Annotated in this window: 19 protein-coding genes, 1 tRNA gene and 1 other annotated feature; of the genes, 4 read left to right on the forward strand and 16 right to left on the reverse strand. The window is 45.3% G+C overall.

Annotation, left to right across the window (positions count from 1 at the left end; genetic code table 11):
* Positions 1–13: 13 nt before the first annotated feature.
* The 3 genes from WJ238_RS07345 to WJ238_RS07355 all read right to left on the reverse strand — a co-directional run bounded on the left by WJ238_RS07345 (position 14) and on the right by WJ238_RS07355 (position 4,948).
* A complete protein-coding gene (locus WJ238_RS07345; protein WP_337606565.1) occupies positions 14–2,674 on the reverse strand; it encodes a valine--tRNA ligase in 2,661 nt (886 codons plus the stop codon).
* Positions 2,675–2,815: 141 nt separating this feature from the next.
* Positions 2,816–3,079, reverse strand: a binding site (T-box leader).
* Positions 3,080–3,191: 112 nt separating this feature from the next.
* Positions 3,192–3,995 carry a protein-ADP-ribose hydrolase gene (locus WJ238_RS07350; RefSeq protein WP_337606566.1) on the reverse strand — a complete coding sequence of 268 codons (804 nt, stop codon included), beginning with the start codon at positions 3,993–3,995 and terminating at the stop codon, positions 3,192–3,194.
* Between the two features lie 26 nt (positions 3,996–4,021).
* Positions 4,022–4,948 (reverse strand): DUF1848 domain-containing protein, encoded by a 927-nt coding sequence (locus WJ238_RS07355; protein WP_230106878.1) that lies wholly within the window; start codon positions 4,946–4,948, stop codon positions 4,022–4,024.
* Between the two features lie 158 nt (positions 4,949–5,106).
* Here WJ238_RS07355 and WJ238_RS07360 point away from each other — a divergent pair, with 158 nt between their 5' ends.
* Positions 5,107–5,715, forward strand: a complete 609-nt coding sequence (locus WJ238_RS07360) for a Type 1 glutamine amidotransferase-like domain-containing protein (RefSeq protein ID WP_337606567.1) — start codon at positions 5,107–5,109, stop codon at positions 5,713–5,715.
* Between the two features lie 25 nt (positions 5,716–5,740).
* Here WJ238_RS07360 and WJ238_RS07365 read toward each other — a convergent pair whose 3' ends face one another.
* Together WJ238_RS07365 and moaA are read right to left on the reverse strand one after the other, a co-directional pair.
* Positions 5,741–6,199, reverse strand: a complete 459-nt coding sequence (locus WJ238_RS07365) for an MOSC domain-containing protein (RefSeq protein WP_230106880.1) — start codon at positions 6,197–6,199, stop codon at positions 5,741–5,743.
* A gap of 6 nt (positions 6,200–6,205) precedes the next feature.
* Positions 6,206–7,222, reverse strand: a complete 1,017-nt coding sequence (gene moaA, locus WJ238_RS07370) for a GTP 3',8-cyclase MoaA (RefSeq protein ID WP_316266312.1) — start codon at positions 7,220–7,222, stop codon at positions 6,206–6,208.
* Positions 7,223–7,405: 183 nt separating this feature from the next.
* Between moaA and WJ238_RS07375 the strand changes: the two genes are divergently transcribed.
* Complete coding sequence (locus WJ238_RS07375) at positions 7,406–7,864, forward strand: GNAT family N-acetyltransferase (protein ID WP_337606568.1); 459 nt, start codon at positions 7,406–7,408, stop codon at positions 7,862–7,864.
* Here the strand turns inward: WJ238_RS07375 and WJ238_RS07380 are convergent.
* From WJ238_RS07380 to WJ238_RS07390, 3 genes are all read right to left on the reverse strand, one after another.
* A complete protein-coding gene (locus tag WJ238_RS07380; protein WP_337606569.1) occupies positions 7,839–8,180 on the reverse strand; it encodes an MFS transporter in 342 nt (113 codons plus the stop codon). The two genes, WJ238_RS07375 and WJ238_RS07380, sit on opposite strands and share 26 nt — an antisense overlap.
* 22 nt (positions 8,181–8,202) lie before the next feature.
* Positions 8,203–8,895, reverse strand: a complete 693-nt coding sequence (locus tag WJ238_RS07385) for an MFS transporter (protein WP_337606570.1) — start codon at positions 8,893–8,895, stop codon at positions 8,203–8,205.
* 107 nt (positions 8,896–9,002) lie between these two features.
* The gene (locus WJ238_RS07390) at positions 9,003–9,539 is read right to left on the reverse strand and encodes an HD domain-containing protein (protein WP_230107544.1); all 537 of its coding nucleotides are present in this window, start codon (positions 9,537–9,539) and stop codon (positions 9,003–9,005) included.
* 188 nt (positions 9,540–9,727) lie between these two features.
* Here WJ238_RS07390 and ymfI point away from each other — a divergent pair, with 188 nt between their 5' ends.
* Positions 9,728–10,480 (forward strand): elongation factor P 5-aminopentanone reductase, encoded by a 753-nt coding sequence (gene ymfI, locus WJ238_RS07395; RefSeq protein WP_337606571.1) that lies wholly within the window; start codon positions 9,728–9,730, stop codon positions 10,478–10,480.
* A 28-nt stretch (positions 10,481–10,508) separates the two neighbouring features.
* On the opposite strand, the gene WJ238_RS07400 is transcribed toward ymfI, so the two are convergent.
* The 8 genes from WJ238_RS07400 to WJ238_RS07435 all read right to left on the reverse strand — a co-directional run bounded on the left by WJ238_RS07400 (position 10,509) and on the right by WJ238_RS07435 (position 16,625).
* Entirely contained in the window at positions 10,509–11,048 is a 540-nt protein-coding gene (locus tag WJ238_RS07400; protein ID WP_337606572.1) for an isochorismatase family protein, read from the reverse strand.
* Positions 11,049–11,050: 2 nt separating this feature from the next.
* Positions 11,051–11,803 (reverse strand): exodeoxyribonuclease III, encoded by a 753-nt coding sequence (xth, locus tag WJ238_RS07405; protein WP_337606573.1) that lies wholly within the window; start codon positions 11,801–11,803, stop codon positions 11,051–11,053.
* Between the two features lie 44 nt (positions 11,804–11,847).
* Positions 11,848–12,582 carry a tRNA pseudouridine(38-40) synthase TruA gene (gene truA / locus WJ238_RS07410; protein ID WP_230106896.1) on the reverse strand — a complete coding sequence of 245 codons (735 nt, stop codon included), beginning with the start codon at positions 12,580–12,582 and terminating at the stop codon, positions 11,848–11,850.
* Between the two features lie 114 nt (positions 12,583–12,696).
* Positions 12,697–13,158, reverse strand: coding sequence for a transcriptional regulator NrdR (nrdR, locus tag WJ238_RS07415; protein WP_230106897.1), 462 nt, complete (start codon positions 13,156–13,158; stop codon positions 12,697–12,699).
* A gap of 69 nt (positions 13,159–13,227) precedes the next feature.
* Entirely contained in the window at positions 13,228–13,482 is a 255-nt protein-coding gene (locus WJ238_RS07420) for a PRC-barrel domain-containing protein (RefSeq protein ID WP_230106898.1), read from the reverse strand.
* Between the two features lie 45 nt (positions 13,483–13,527).
* Positions 13,528–14,745: an ABC transporter permease gene (locus WJ238_RS07425; protein ID WP_230106899.1), complete on the reverse strand. Its 1,218-nt coding sequence runs from the start codon at positions 14,743–14,745 to the stop codon at positions 13,528–13,530.
* On the reverse strand, positions 14,746–15,522 hold the full coding sequence (locus WJ238_RS07430) for an ABC transporter ATP-binding protein (protein WP_230106900.1): 777 nt from the start codon (positions 15,520–15,522) through the stop codon (positions 14,746–14,748).
* Positions 15,523–15,695: 173 nt separating this feature from the next.
* Complete coding sequence (locus WJ238_RS07435) at positions 15,696–16,625, reverse strand: carbamate kinase (protein ID WP_230106901.1); 930 nt, start codon at positions 16,623–16,625, stop codon at positions 15,696–15,698.
* Between the two features lie 173 nt (positions 16,626–16,798).
* Between WJ238_RS07435 and WJ238_RS07440 the strand changes: the two genes are divergently transcribed.
* Positions 16,799–16,871: transfer RNA gene (locus WJ238_RS07440), tRNA-Ala, on the forward strand.
* The last annotated feature ends 4 nt before the right edge of the window (positions 16,872–16,875 follow it).

Here is a 16,875-nt window from a genome sequence, read left to right on the forward strand (position 1 = left end):
TTTTGTAAAACTGTTAGGACATTTTAGCCTTTAAACCTGTAAGTCTTTCCTGCACCTGCGCCATCATCTGCTCATATTTCTCCAGTTTGTCCCGCTCTTCCTGCACCTTTGCCTCCGGCGCTTTGCTGACAAATTTTTCATTATTCAGCATACCGTTGGAACGGGCAATCTCCTTTTTAAGGCGCTCTTCTTCTTTTGTAAGACGCTCCAGCTCCTGTTCAAAATCAATCATATCTTCAAGAGGAAGGTATGCTGTTGCATCCGGAATCACTACAGACATAGCGTCCTCTGCAATTCCGTCTTTGTCCTTCTGTACAATAAATTCACTTACATTTGCCAGACGAAGCACTGCATCTTTTAAAAGTTCAAAGCCTTCCCGCAGCTTCTGATCTTCACTGACAACATAGATCTTGATCTTCCTTCCGGCCGGCACATTCATTTCCGCACGAACGTTACGCACACCGGTTGCCAGTCTCTTGAGATGTTCCACAATATTTTCTGCCTGCGGGAAATCCCAGTCTTCTCTGTATTCCGGCCATTTGGACATCATAAGAGATTCTTCTTCCGGAATCAGTTTGCTGTAAATTTCTTCTGTCACAAAAGGCATGAACGGATGCAGAAGCTTCAACGCATTTTTCAGCACCTCGCGAAGCACCCAGAGAGCAGCCCCTGCAGACTTCGGATTCTCCTTGGCATCGTACATTCTCTGTTTTACAAATTCAATGTACCAGTCACAAAATTCATCCCAGATAAAATCATAGACTTTCTGAAGTGCGATCCCAAGCTCGAATTTGTTCATATTCTCTGTCACGTCATGGATCAGCTTGTTGCATTTTGACATGATCCAGCAATCGGCCGGCATCAGACTTTCCTGATCTGGCTTTTGAATCTCTTTCCCTTCCATATTCATAAGAATGAATCTGGATGCATTCCATACTTTATTGGCAAAATTACGGCTTGCCTCTACTCTCTCATTGTAAAAACGCATGTCGTTTCCAGGCGCGTTTCCTGTTACCAGAGTCATACGGAGAGCATCAGCTCCATACTGATCGATAATTTCCAGCGGATCAATACCGTTTCCTAAAGATTTACTCATCTTACGTCCCTGGGAATCCCGTACCAAGCCATGAATAAATACAGTATGGAACGGAGATTTTCCGGTATGGGCATATCCGGAAAATACCATGCGGATCACCCAGAAGAAAATGATATCATATCCGGTTACCAGCACATCTGTAGGATAGAAATAATCAAGATCCTCGTTCTTTTCGGGCCACCCCAGTGTAGAGAAGGGCCACAGCGCAGAGCTGAACCAGGTATCCAGTGTATCCTCATCCTGAGTAAAGTGAGTGCATCCGCACTTCGGACATTTGTCCGGCATTCCTCTTGATACGACTACTTCGCCGCACTCGTCGCAGTAGTATGCCGGAATCCTGTGTCCCCACCAGATCTGCCGGGAAATACACCAGTCGCGGATATTCTCCAGCCAGTGAAGATAAATCTTGTCAAACCGCTCCGGCACAAATTTCAGATCTCCGTTTTTTACTGCCTCGATGGCCGGTTTTGCAAGTTCATCCATCTTAACAAACCACTGCTGCTTGATAAGCGGCTCTACCGTTGTATGACAGCGGTCATGAGTTCCGACATTGTGAGAATGAGGCTCTACTTTTACAAGATATCCCTGCTCCTCCAGGTCTTTCACCATAGCCTTTCTTGCTTCATACCGATCCATTCCGGCATATTTTCCGCCGTACTGCTCATTGATGGTGGCGTCATCATTCATAATGTTGATCTCCGGCAGATTATGGCGCTTTCCAACTTCAAAGTCGTTAGGGTCATGGGCCGGCGTGATCTTCACTGCACCTGTACCGAACTCCCGGTCTACATAGGAATCCGCAACAATCGGGATTTCCCGGTCTGTCAGCGGCAGGAGACATTTCTTTCCTACAATATCTTTGTAACGGTCGTCATCCGGATGTACAGCGATAGCAGTATCTCCCAGCATTGTCTCCGGACGTGTGGTTGCAATTTCCAGATAATCATCTGTGCCGATGATCGGATATTTGATATGCCAGAAATGTCCGTCCTGTTCCTCATGCTCTACTTCCGCATCAGAAAGAGAAGTTTTACATACCGGACACCAGTTAATGATCCTGGATCCTTTATAGATATAGCCTTTCTCATACAGGCTGATAAATACTTCCTCTACTGCTTTGGAACATCCTTCATCCATGGTAAAACGCTCTCTGTCCCAGTCGCAGGATACGCCCAGTTTCTTCAACTGCCCTTCGATCGTTCCTGCATATTCTTCTTTCCACTGCCAGGTTCTCTCCAGGAATTTTTCTCTTCCCAGCTCTTTTTTGTCAATTCCCTCTTCCTTCAGCTGATTCGTAACCTTCACCTCGGTAGAAATTGCTGCATGGTCCGTTCCCGGGATCCAGAGGGTATTATATCCCTGCATTCTCTTATAGCGGATCAGGATATCCTGCAGTGTATTGTCCAGCGCGTGCCCCATATGAAGCTTTCCGGTTATATTCGGAGGGGGCATTACGGTTGTAAACGGTTTTCTGCTTCTGTCTACTTCTGCATGAAAATATTTGTTCTCACACCATTTGTCATAAAGTTTTGGTTCAATCTCTTTTGGATTGTAGGTTTTTTCCAGATTCTGGCTCATGTGTTTCCTCCTCATAATGTGGTCTGTGCAAATTTCAGATACTACAGACTGTCTGTTTCAGTTCCATGAGAGGCCGGCTTACTTAGCCTGTGTCTTACAATCAGAGTTTCCTATTGAATAAAAAATCACCCCTCACTTACAGCAAAGGGCGAATCATTCTCCGCGGTACCACCTTCATTTATTATACAGAAAACTTTATGCTTCTGCATTTCTCATCATGTTCTTTAACGGGAACGACTTCGTGACAGCTTACTTCTCTCATATAATCTGATCTCCTATCGGTTCAGCTGTCCGGCTCCAAAGCTACCTTCCACAGTTCCTCTTCCAAACTGTCTTTCAGCCTGAGGACAGTTCTCTCTTTTCGGACGGCTTCTCCTGTGTACTCCTCTTCTTCACAGCCTTTCTCTTCATAAGCTATTGATAATCATAGCCAGCCAGGCCTTTTTTGTCAAGATATTCACCGAATTTTCACAAACTCTTAAGAACTTCAGAAAGAAGCAGTTCTCTTTATCTGTTTTTATCGAAATAATTTCTGATAAATATGCAAATCCTCATCTTTAAACACGTTAAATATTACTCTTTTCATACCAGAGCCGGATAAATATTTATCAACTGTCTCTACTGCGATCTGCGCCGCCAATTTATTTGGAAAATGGAACTCTCCGGTAGAAATACAGCAAAACGCGATCGAATCAAGATGATTTTTTTCGGCAGTCCGAAGGCAGCTAAGATAGCAGGATTTCAGCTCTTCTTCCTGCTGTTTTGTCACTTTCACCCCAATGATCGGTCCTACCGTATGGATCACATGCTTTGCCGGAAGATTGTATCCCAAAGTGATCTTCGCTTTTCCGGTGGGCTCATCGTGTCCCTGCTCTTCCATCAGCCTGGCGCATTCATTTCTAAGCTGAATACCTGCTGCCGAGTGAATAGCATTGTCAATACAGCCATGGCAGGGCACAAAACATCCCAGCAGCTGTGAGTTTGCCGCATTGACTATGGCGTCCGCCGCAAGCCTTGTAATATCTCCCTGCCAAAGGGAAATACGGTCCCCGTTTTTTACGCTGCTGCAGGGGTATAGCTTTGCAATAACAGGAATCTCTTCTATATAAATAATCCCCTTTTCCTGAAGCTCCTCCCGAAGCAGTTCATCCTGGATCTTCAGAACTTCTTCATCCGCTTCCTTCGGCCACCGGACATTCATCAGACTTCTTAGCAGCCTTCGTTTTCCCCTCTCATCTACGGGTTCACCGACTGCATGATATCCTGGATTTTCTTTGATGAGCTGTTGGATGAGCCATGATACTTTTTCTGAATGTGTCATTCTTCTTCCTGTCCTTTCTTTTCCTACTACATAAAATCAAACAATGACAGCTGATTGTCGCGGCTGGATCTTATTTCCCGGTCCGTGATCGTTTCATCTCCCCGGAGATTCCCTATTAAAATGGGAGATTCCGGATCATGTTCCTTCTTTTTATTTTTCGCACTGAAAAGACTGGCCGTCGCATAACAGTATCTGCATCCATGGACGCAGGTATCATACATGCCTATATCAATACTTTCACAACATCCGCACTCCGGCCGCTGACCCTTGTCCTTCTTTAAGTCCAGCTTATATCCTGCAACTTCCTCCGCTTTCTTCCGGTCAATGCAGGCGGCATGCCTGATTCCTAGTGATTCCAGATTCATCTTTTCAGCACAGGTATATAATGGCAGATTGTATTTCGCCGCTATTTTTGCAAGTCCCTGCGCCACTTCTATTTTCTCTTCCTCCTCCATTTCCTGAAAAGGACATCCCTTATATGAATCCACAAAACTGAAAATACAGCGCGTAGTATATTTGTGAAGCCATTCACAGAGCATATCAAACTTTTCAATATGATAGGATAGCGAATATTTCTCTGTCAGGAGAATAGGATCAAAGCGGAAATCCACGCGCTTTTTCCCCAGCCTTTCACTTAACAGAATAAAGGTGGCAATGGAGTCCTCTGTCGTCGGCAGTCCCGGTTCAATCTCTTTTTCATAATCCGTCACTGTCATTTCAAAGTAATAGGAATATCCCAGCTGATCGATCATCCGCAGATACGGCAGCATAGGTTCCGGATTTTTGGTCCAGAACACAAAGCAGTCCACTGTCTGCGGAGACAGACGGATACGGCTTACTTTCTTTCTGTTATAAGGACTTGGCACCAGAATTTCTTCCGCCAGCAAACGGTTCATAAACCACTGCGGATACAGCGCCGGAATATCTGTCCTTCTGCTTGCACTGATAATCATATGTCCTCTCACTTTCTGCCGATAAAAGTAAACAAACCACTAAAAAGTACATAATTTATATAAATTATATCACATCCCTTTTCCCCCGACCAACAAAAGTTTGCATATCCTTTTTTCCTGCGCTATGATAGGTTTAGTAAAGAAAGAGAGGAGACTGTATGAAAAAATTACTTCTTGTATCCCTGTTTCAAAACGTCACTCATATTCTAAAAAAGGCAGAGCCAAAGCTAAAGGGAAAGACCATTGCCTATATCCCCACCGCCGCTCTTGTCGAAAACAGCGGCGATATGATCCAGGCTGAAATGCTTACTTTGTCCAATATGGGGCTGATCCCTGTCAAGCTGGAAATTTCTTCTGCTCCCTATGAAGTGATCGACCGCACTCTGTCTGAAAGTGACTTTCTGTTTGTCTCCGGCGGAAATACCTTCTTCCTTTTGCAGGAAATGAAAAGGACCGGAACAGACAAACTCCTGATCCGTGAAGTGGAAAAGGGAAAGCTGTATATCGGAGAGTCCGCCGGCGCTATTATCACCTCGCCGGATATCGGCTATTCCGCCGCCATGGATGCACCTGAAGCAGCTCCCCGGTTAACGGATCATTCCGGCCTTGACCTTGTTCCTTTCTATGTGGTTCCCCACTACAAAGGTTCCTTTCTTGGAAAGGAAGCACAGAACATCGAAGAAGAGTTCTCTCACTCTTTAAACTTAAAACTTCTCACTGACCATCAGGCTTTGCTGATAGAAGGTGAGCGTGAAACACTCTTCTGATTTCTGCCTGGTATTCTTAATGAACTTAACTGATCTGCTGCGGAAGCTTTGCCTGCATTTCTTCTCCCGGGCGAAGCTCTCCGCCTTTTATCACTTCTGCAAACACTCCCTGGGTAGGCATGATACATTCACCCATTCTCTGATAAATAGCGCAATGGGAATGGCATTCCTTTCCAATCTGAGTGATCTTCAATTCCACCGGGCCACAGTAGAGCATAGTTCCTACCGGAAGCGCCGCAAAATCCAGCCCTTCTACTACAAGATTTTCTCCAAAAGCTCCGTCCTCTACTCCCGCTCCTCTTTGATTAAACTCTTTTACCCGGTCATAGGACAAAAGGCTCACCTGGCGGTGCCACTTTCCTGCATGGGCATCCCCTTCTATTCCAAAATCTTTTATAAAGCGGGCAGATGAGACTGCCTTTTTTTCCACGCCGCGTACCGTACTGATACAGATTGCCTTTACTGTTCCCTTCAATTGTTCCATTGTCTGTTATCCTCCTATTGATGACATGGGATTTTCTTCTGTCATATCTGACGGTTTCTCAAAGCAATGAGCACACGCCTTTTCCCACACCGCATTTCTGATTGCTTCTTCTATGTTTTCTTCCCTGCACGCCGCCTCATCCAAAGAGCGCAGAATATGTTTCAGATCTATTCCGTCTTCATAGCAAAGACAGGTTTTCAAATATCCCTGTGCCGTCAGCCTCACCCTGTTGCAATCCTGGCAAAACTTCCCGTGAATGGCACTGATAAATCCGATATCTCCAAGAAATCCGGGAATATGATAATATCTGGCCGGGCCGCATCCGTGAACCCCGGGGCTTTCCTCCATATCGGGATACCGTTTCTTCATCTGCTCCAGCAGCTCCTTATGACTCATGGACTGGATACTCTTTCCAAGGCCGATGGGCATCATTTCTATGAAACGTACATCCACCGGCATCTCTTTTGCAAGCTTTGTCATCCCGATCCATCCGGCGCTCTGATCCGGTTTTGGAAATCCGCCTTCTTCCGCCATTTTCTCCCAATCCAAAGAAACTGCATTTATCTTAACTTTCACCCCGATATGCAGCGCTTTCTCCACCGCCTGAAGCACCGTTTTTATCTCTCCGCCGCCGGTGATCATGCGAAAAAGCTCTCTGTCCCTTGTGTCCATGCTGATATTGATTCCGTCCACTCCGGCTTCTTTCAAAGCCTCCAGATGTTCGGCAAGAAGGATCCCGTTTGTTGTCAGCGTCACAGTCTCAATACCGGGAACTTCCTTAAGACGTCTGATAAGTCCGGCACAGCCTTTTCTTACGAGGGGTTCGCCGCCTGTCACTTTAATGTGCCGGATTCCCAGCCTGGCCGCACACTGAACAACCATTATAATTTCTTCATAAGTGAGGATTTCAGCCATGGAAACCGTCTTAATTCCTTCCGGCATACAGTACCGGCAGCGCAGATTGCATCTGTCCGTAATAGATATCCTCAAATAATTGATCTCTCTGCCATATTGATCCTGCATATTTCATCCTCCCTTCCTCTGAAAATTTGCTATCCTGCCTAACGACATTCTATCACATAATTTTCATTTTTCCAGAATCCCGGCACATTTTTCTTTCCTCCCTTGCAGAAAGAAAACAAAGCCTATATAATAGCAGCGTCAGTGTACACCGGTACCGTTTTTATTGATAAGGAGATTTGATCCATGATTTTAAGAGAATATCAGCCTTCTGATTTAAAAGAAATTTTAGAATTGTTTTATCATACCGTTCACTCTGTAAATGCCAAAGACTATACTCCGCAGCAGCTGGATGCCTGGACAGGCGGCACTGCTTCTTTCGAAGCCTGGAATACTTCTCTTTTGGAGCATAAAACATTTGTGGCTGCTGAAGGCGGTATCATTATCGGATTCGGAGACATAGATAAAAAGGGGTACCTGGACAGACTGTATATCCACAAAGATTTCCAGCGCCGTGGCATTGCCTCCACTATCTGTGATGCTCTGGAATCTGCCGTCCAGGTACCCCTTATTACGACCCACGCTTCCATCACCGCCCGTCCTTTTTTTGAAAAACGTGGTTACCGCGTGGTAAAGGAGCAGACAGTGATGCGCATGGGCGTTTCACTTACAAATTATCTTATGGAGAAAGACTTCGGCGATTGATCCGGTAAACAGCAAGTCCCAGAGGTACCGTCAGAGCAAGCACCGGATAAAACATCTGAATGCTCACATTTCCATACAGGACTCCTCCAAGCATAGGTCCAAGAGACATTCCCAGATCCAGTCCAATATAATACGTACTGTTTGCCAGCCCTCTTTTTCCTTCTCCGGCAAGAAGAATGGCCTTTGACTGACAGGCTGAACACATCATCCCATAACCGCCCGCCATAAAAGCCGCTGCCAGGAGCATCGTGATATTGCGGTTCATCACGCCCAGCAGGATAATCCCTATCAGGGCGCTGCATGAACTTAAAATCATAAAAAAGGAAAACGGACGGCTGTCAAAAAGACTGGGTTGCACAGTACGGTATCGCAAACAGCATAATAATAAATGCAATAGGGAGCACCTTCTTTTCCACAACCTGTACTCTTCTTTTTTCCTGATTTTCTCTTTCTTCTTTCGATAGCGTCGGTTCCCCTTTGTTCTGAACAAACTGTATAACAACAACAATCAATATACTGAATGCGGCTGCTACCAGAAACGCCGGCCTGTAGCCGATCCTTTCATACAGACTGACACCCACAGCCGGAGCCGCCGCCATCGCCAGTGCGTTCATAGCGCCGTAAATTCCCATTCCGGAACCAATCTTTTCTTTCGGGAGCAGCGTGGACATCCAGGTGGAAATACAGACAGAGCAAAGGGAAAAACCTATTCCATTTACAATTCTGGCTGCCACAATAAAAAGAGGCGACTGTGCGGCTGCGTATCCCACACTGGCCGCTGCCATTAATACTGCACCAATAAAAGACAGCTTATATTTACTGATTTTATCAGTAAGATTTCCAACAAAAGGGCGGCAAAAAAGGGAACAAATATTCATGAGTCCTCCGATCACTCCCATCAAAGCCGCACTTGCGCCCAAATTTTCCGAAAATCCTGTAATAAGAGGCGTCACAAGCATAGGACTTGCAAAATAAAAAAATCCCGAAATCAAAATCAGGATCCTGTCTCTCGTAACTATGTTCTGTTTCAAAAAAATACTCTCCCTTCCCGGCATATCTTGCCTTTCACATCAATGTGCAAAGAAAGACGCAGCCTAAACCGCATCTCTTCTTTGCACACTGCCATGTTCCCTTAAAATCATTCAAAATTCTTTTCAATCAACGCACAGTATTCCTGAAATGCAGCTTCCTCCGCAAACACAGACTGGAGCGCATCTCTTATTCCTTTGTAATACCAGCCGATCATCTTTTTATCTTTCATGCGAAAACGGTTCCAAAGGTCTTCCCCGACTTTAGGGTAATCCCTGTCTATGTCTCTCATATTTGACAGTTTATCTGCCAGAGCGATCATCTGCACCTCTCTTGGGGCCTGTCCGATTGAATGGATGGTTGCGCTTTTCCTTTCCATCCATGTCTTTGATTTATCTTCGCTCTCCCCCAGCACCATACCGGCTACTCTGGGGGAAAATTCCAGCGCCAGGACATCTGCCGTGACTCCCTCACAATCCTCTATGGTATCATGCAACACTGCAGCGCTGATAATTTCTTCATCCTTCGTCATTCCTGCCACGATTTCTCCCACTTCAATCGGATGGACGATATAAGGACGCCTTGTGCCTTTCCTTAGCTGTCCCTCATGCGCCTTTGTCGCAAATTGAATTGCCCGCTCTATCATATTCATACCTCTTTTTCATCCTCTGAATCCACTTTACATGCCTACATCATAGCACCTGTACTGATAAATAGCAACGCATAAATGACCTGCAATCAGATGAATTTCCCGTCAAAATGTGTTACTATGTTATATATTGGACAGCAGATCCTTCTGCTGCCCTTCTGATCTTTTCAAAAAGGAGCTGTCATATGAAAACATACACTTCTTCTGCCGAACATTTTGTGTTGATTACCGGGGCTTCCCGCGGCATCGGAAGAGCATGCGCCCTTCTTTTTGCCCGTATGGGATGGCATATTTTTCTCAACTGCCGCCGCTCTTTCCTGGAGCTTCAGGAAGTAGAAAAGAAGATCCAAAGCGAAACTCCCGGAAGCTGCACGATTCTCCCCGGTGATGTGGGGAACCCCGAAGATGTGCGGCAGATCTTTGATGCAATTTATCAGATATGTCCCTGCCTGGATGTTCTCATCAACAACGCCGGCATCGCCCACATCGGGCTTCTCACGGATATGACTGATCAGCAGTGGCAGGATATTATCAACACAAATCTTTCTTCTGTATTTTATTGCTGCCGCAGTGCCGTTCCCCCTATGATAACAAGAAAACAGGGTCGGATCATCAATATTTCTTCCATGTGGGGAACCAGCGGCGCTTCCTGCGAAGCTGCCTATTCCGCTTCCAAATCAGGAGTGCACGGTCTGACACGGGCGCTGGCAAAAGAGCTGGCCCCCAGCAACATTCAGGTAAACGCTGTCGCATGCGGCGTCATTGATACTGCCATGAACAGCCAGTTGGACGCCAGGGAACGGCAGACTCTGGAAGAAGATATCCCTTCCGGCAGATTCGGCCGCCCTGAAGAAGTCGCCCGGCTTGTCTGGGATCTTTCCCAAGCTCCCGATTATCTCACCGGACAGATCATAGGAATAGACGGAGGGTATATCTGATGATATACCCTCCATTTTTTCTTCTTTTTTATTTTACCAGCCTCTGGATTTTTTTACTCTCCTCTGTACCCGCTGCGCCGAGAAGCTCAAAAAGCAGGGCTTCATATGTTGTCAGCACAGCCCCTTCCTCCTGTGCGCGCAGAATCGCCATCTCTTTGTCCGTATCTTTTCTGCTGGAAATGCAGTCTGTCACAAGAACCGGAATATATCCGTGCGCGCGCAGATCGATCAAAGTCTGGAGCACACAGATATGGGCCTCGATTCCGCACAGGATAATATATTTCTTCTCCTGTATGGACGGACATTCTTTTAGAACATCTTCATAAGCGCTGAAGCGGATCTTCTCCACAAATTCCTCTGTACGGGCAGCCTCCCTGATCTCCTTTACAGTGGCCCCCAGCCCCCTGGTATACTGCTGGGTCAGAAATACAGGCACATCCAAAGTGCAAAGTCCTGCAAGAAGGATCGATGAATTTTCGATGAGACCTTCTTTTCCCGACATTGCCGGAACCAGTTTTTCCTGGTAATCAATTACAATTGCTGCTGTATGTTCGCGTTCTATTTTCATATCTACTCCATCTCCAATACAACCGGGCAGTGATCCGAGCCCATGATATCTGTCAATATTTCTGCATTTTTCAAGCGGTTTTCCAGACAAGCAGACACACAGAAATAATCAATGCGCCACCCTGCATTCTTCTCTCTTGCTTTAAACCGGTAGGACCACCAGGAATAAATACCCTCCTGATCCGGATAAAAATAGCGGAAGGTATCAATGAATCCTGCATCCAGAAGGGCGGTAAATTTCTCCCTCTCCTCGTCAGTAAAACCTGCATTCTTTCGGTTTGTCTTAGGATTTTTCAGATCGATCTCCTTATGAGCCACATTCAGATCTCCACAGAAAACAACCGGCTTTTTCTCTTCCAGCTTCTTCAGATAAGCCAGGAAATCTTCTTCCCAATGCATCCGATACGGCAGCCTGGCCAGCTCATTCTGTGAATTGGGAGTATATACCGTAATAAAATAGTAGTCAGGAAACTCCAGAGTGATTACCCGGCCTTCCTGATCGTGCTCTTCTATTCCGATTCCATAGGATACAGAAATGGGTTCCTCCCTGGTAAATACCGCTGTGCCGGAATACCCCTTCTTCACCGCATAGTTCCAATACTGGTGATATCCCGGTGTTTCAAGGACAAGCTGTCCCTCCTGCATTTTTGTCTCCTGTATACAGAAAATATCTGCGTCCGCTTCTTTAAAAAAATCCATGAAGCCTTTCTGCACACACGCGCGGATCCCATTTACATTCCATGAAACAAATTTCATCTTTTGTTCTCCCTTCTGTCGTATCTGCCTGTGGCAGGCGGCAGTTAATAATATACTTTTCTTAAAAACAATCCCCTGGCCGGAGCAAGGAATCCGGCAAGACTTCTGTCCTCCGCTGCGATCACTACCGGAAGCTTGGATGCATCTCTCCTGCCTGTCCCCACTTCCAGCAGCGTTCCTGTCAGGATCCGCACCATATGATACAAAAATCCCGAACCATAGTAGGTAATCCGCACCTTTTCTCCGGAACGTACGATCTTGATATTATAAATTTTACGTACGGTATCATTTGTATCTTTATTATCTGTAAAACTGACAAAATTCTTGACGCCGATCAGATATTTTGTCGCATCTCTCATTGCCTCTATATCCAGTTTTTCGGGATAATGATAACAATATCTGCGGGAAAATACATCCGGCTTCTCCCTGCAGTCAATATAGTATTCATACTTTTTTCCCTTTGCGCTTTTTCGGGCATGGAAATTGTTTTTCACCAGCTCTACTTTCAAGATACGGATATCTTCCGGCAGATAGCGATTCAGAGATTCCTTCAATTCTTCCGGATCGTAGAGTCCTGACAACTTTACACTGGCCACCTGTCCTCTGGCGTGTACGCCGCTATCTGTCCTCCCGGATCCGTCCACCTGAACCCGGTATCCCACAATTTTTCCAAGGCTCCACTCTATGATATACTGGATCGTATTGTCTGTGGTCGCCTGCCGCTGCCATCCCTGGTAACGGCTGCCGTCATAGGCAATCGTCAGCTTATAGTTTCTCATATCACTCACCCAATCTATCTGAATTTCCATTGAAATTTTTATAACAAAAGAAGAAGCCATTTCATGCTTCTTCTTTTATCTTATCACTTTCCCCGGGGATACGCAATTCATTTCTTAAGCATTTCCCCGATCCAGAATTTTCTTTATTTCATCCATGAATGTGTTGACATCTTTAAATTCACGATATACGGAAGCGAATCTGACATAGGCCACTTCATCCAGTTTTTTCAGCTCATCCATTACGATCTCTCCAATCGTGCTGCTGGGAATTTCTTTTTCCTCAAGGCTGAAAATTTCTGTTTCAATGTGATCGATACATTTCTGTATCTCTTCTGCTGAAACCGGCCGTTTATAGCAGGCACGAAGTACTCCCGATTCTATTTTCCCGCGGTTATACTGCTCTCTGTTATTATCCTTCTTAATGATGATCAGAGGGATCGTTTCGACTTTTTCATATGTAGTGAACCGTTTTCCGCAGACGTCGCAGGAACGTCTTCTGCGAATGGAATTTCCGTCCTCCGCCGGTCTGGAATCGATCACTCTGGTATCCGGATGGCTGCAATATGGGCATTTCATCTTGGCTTACGTCCTTTCTTCTGATTATATCTCCAGTATATAACCCCCGAATAGAAATTGTCAATTTTTTTACTTTTGTCTGTGGTGTTTTTCTTCATGTACTTCTACCAGAATAATATCCGGACCGATTTTCTGGATGCAGCAAAACGGAATTACATATTCCCCGCCGTCTCCAAACCATCCGCACAATTTCCCCCCTTTGGGGACAATAATGGATTCTATACATCCGCTGCATTCATCAAAGACAAGATCCGCCACATACCCTAACTTTCTGCAGTCGCATGCATTGATCACTTCTTTTTGCTGAAAGTCGCAAAGCCGCATTTTATCACCTCTTCTGCTATTTTATGCAAAAAAGGCAAATAGGTGTTAAGGCGCCATCACTTTTTCACTTTTAAAGGCACGGGCAATACAAGCTGTAAGTACTCCTCCTACAACCAGTGTTTCCGCCAGCGTTACTATATACTGCATCACCGTAATGTCTTTTGCCAGGATTCCCTGCAGCGCCAGTGCACTGTTGTAGATCGGAATGTAATACCTGGAAGGATCCGGCGTTCCGGTCTGGAACATAGTGAGAAGTCCGATTACAAGGACAAGCATATAAACCGGCGTAATATAGCTGGTTGCCTCTTTTGTTGTCTTCGCAAATACGGAAATAAGCGCTACAATAGCTGCATATAAAAATGCGATTGCAACAAGGAGAAGAGCCAGCATAACCGTCTGTTCCACATCCATCTGCAGATTCAGGCTTCCGCCGCTTGTTCCTGTCATGGATCTCATCATCAGCGGCATGCAGATAACCATTACTGCTACATAGATCAGGGAAGAAATCCCCGATATTACCATAAGGGCAAATACTTTTCCAAGTACAATAGAAGTCCGCTTGATAGGAGCGACCAAAAGGCTCGCCATAGTTCCCCGCTCTTTTTCACCGGCAATCATATCTGCACCGATTCCCATAGCTCCTGCAAACAGCAGTATTGTAATAAAGTAAGGAAGCATCAGCCCAAGGGCTTTTCCGCTTGCTTTATCCTCATCCTGTATTTCCATCCTGTCATTGTCTGAATTTACGGTGAATACTATAGTTGCCTCCGCATTTCCCATTCTTCCTGCCAGAAGCACCTGACGGTAAGCTTCCAGAGTTCCTCCTGAAATCTCCTGGTAAGCCTGTGCAGAATAATCTTCTGATGGATTATAGTAAGTCTTGATCTGTGGAATCTCATCTCCCGACTCGTACTGACTGATCGCAGAATCAAAATTTTCCGGAAATTCAATAATTAGATCGGCCGTTCCCTGCAGGATTTCATCTTCTGCCTGCTTTCTTTGTCCGTCATTTTTCACCTCTTTCAGATCGTAATCATACTCGCCTGACTCTAAAAACGCCTGAAAAGTTTCCGGCTGATTCTGAATATAGACAATTTCCTGATGTTCTTCCAGATCCTCTTCCATATTCTCTGCAAGATTACTGATGATCGTAAGAATCACTACCATGATAAGAACCGGCAGCAGAAAGACAGAAAATACCATTTTCCGGTCTTTAAAAATTCTCGCCATCTCTTTTCCGAAAATCTGTTTTATGCCGTTCATCTACATCTCCCCCTTCCCTGCTGCTGTATACAATTGAAAGAACGCGTCTTCAAGATCATGGGCTCCCGTGCAGGAAAGGAGTTCATGAAGCGTCCCCTCCGCTTCTTTCTTTCCATCAATGATCATGCCGATGCGGTCACAAAGCTTTTCTGCTTCTGACATAATATGCGTAGAAATGATCACTAATTTTCCTTCTTCCTTCAATTTCTTCAGATAATCTGTCACGCCTCTGGCAGTCACAATATCAAGACCGTTTGTAGGCTCGTCAAAAATAACGATATCCGGATCATGTACCAGACTTACTGCAATGGCAGCTTTCTGTTTCATACCGGTGGACAGCTCTTTGATCCTCTTATGAGCAAACTCTTCAATTCCAAAATAAGAGAAAAGTTCCTGTCTTCTCTTTTCCAGCATGTCTTCCGGCACCTTATGGAGTCTTCCGAAAAACCGGAACATATAATCCGGGTCAAACTGCTCGTCCAGTTTAATATCACTTGTCAGGAAACCGATACGCCTCTGTACCTCCTCCGGCTCCTCCTGAACCTCATGCCCATCTACATAAATCTGCCCCTCTGTGGGTTTAATGATCGTTGAAATACAACGCAGGGTTGTCGTTTTCCCTGCCCCATTCGGACCCAGGAGACCATATATTTCTCCCGGCTTTGCAGTGAGACTTAAACCGTCCACCGCTCTTTTATACGGATCTTTTGTATGAGATTCCGCCATCTGTTTCTTGTTCAGCTTATAAATTTTTGTCAGATTCTTAATCTCAACCATGTCTGCTCTCCTCCCTCTATTGTGCCACTGACTTAATACAAGTATATACCCTCCCCCGAGAAATTTGTCAATAGAAAAATGTATTCTGTTAAAAAAAACACTCTGCCATCTGCAATTTCCGCATTCTGACAGAGTGTTTTCTTTTGTTTTTTATTTTCTCAAACCAGGTACTCTTATTTTATGATCGTTCCTGTTCTTCCCCGCAGTCCGTCTTTCAGTTTTTCCAGAGAAGTAATCAGGGCGATCCTTCCTTCCCGCTTTTCAATAAATTCCACAGAAGCCCGGAATTTCGGCAGCATATTATGTTTGCCAAAATGCCCTTCTGCCATATATTGTTTTGCTTCTGCCACGGAAATGCATCCGATCTCCGACTCATTTGGCGTATCAAGATTAATTCTTACTTTCTCTACACTTGTGAGAATGATCAGCTCATCCGCGTCAATCTCTTCTGCCAACTTGCCTGCTGCCAGGTCTTTTTCAATGACGGCACTTGCTCCTTTCAGACGATGATCCAGCTGCATTACAGGGATTCCGCCTCCGCCGCATGCAATAACCAACTGTCCGGCATCAATTAATGTTTTTATTGCATCAATCTCTACGATCTTTACCGGGTTGGGTGCTGAAACGACCCGGCGGAAACCTTTGCCCGGCTCTTCCACCACATAGTTTCCTTTCTTTTTCTCCTCTTCCGCTTCTTCTTTCGTCATATAACGCCCCAGTACTTTTGTAGGAGTATAGAACGCTTCATCATAGGGATCAACAATCACCTGTGTAAGGATTGTGCTGACTGTGCGATAAATCCCCCGGTTCAACAACTCTTCCCGGATGGCATTTTGTAAGTCGTACCCAATATACCCCTGGCTCATGGCTGAGCAGACAGACATTGGAGCCGGAGTATAATCCTGATGCACCTTTCCAAATTCGTTCATTGCAGTATGGATCATCCCCACCTGCGGGGCATTGCTGTGCGTGATCGCAACCTGATATCCTTCCTCCACCAATCCGGCAATTGCTTTGGCAGTATGCTTTACCGCCTCTTTTTGTTCTGGCAATGTGGTTCCCAGCGCCCGATGTCCCAGGGCAACTACAACTCGTTTCTTCATATATGTGTCTCCTTTGAATTTCCACGTATTTTTCACTGTTGGAATAACTGTTGAAATATAAGAGAATTATATTATTTTTCATGTAAAATTGCAACTTCTATTCCTTTTTCCCATAAGATTTTCATAATCATTCAGCCTTGATTTTTCTCACAGTCATGCTATACTTTTCTTATGGGGTATTAGCGCAGTTGGGAGCGCGTCACACTGGCAGTGTGAAGGTCACGGGTTCAAGTCCCGTATACTCCATTTT

The sequence above is a fragment of the Claveliimonas sp. genome (genome assembly GCF_037273965.1).
Lineage (GTDB): Bacteria > Bacillota > Clostridia > Lachnospirales > Lachnospiraceae > Claveliimonas > Claveliimonas bilis.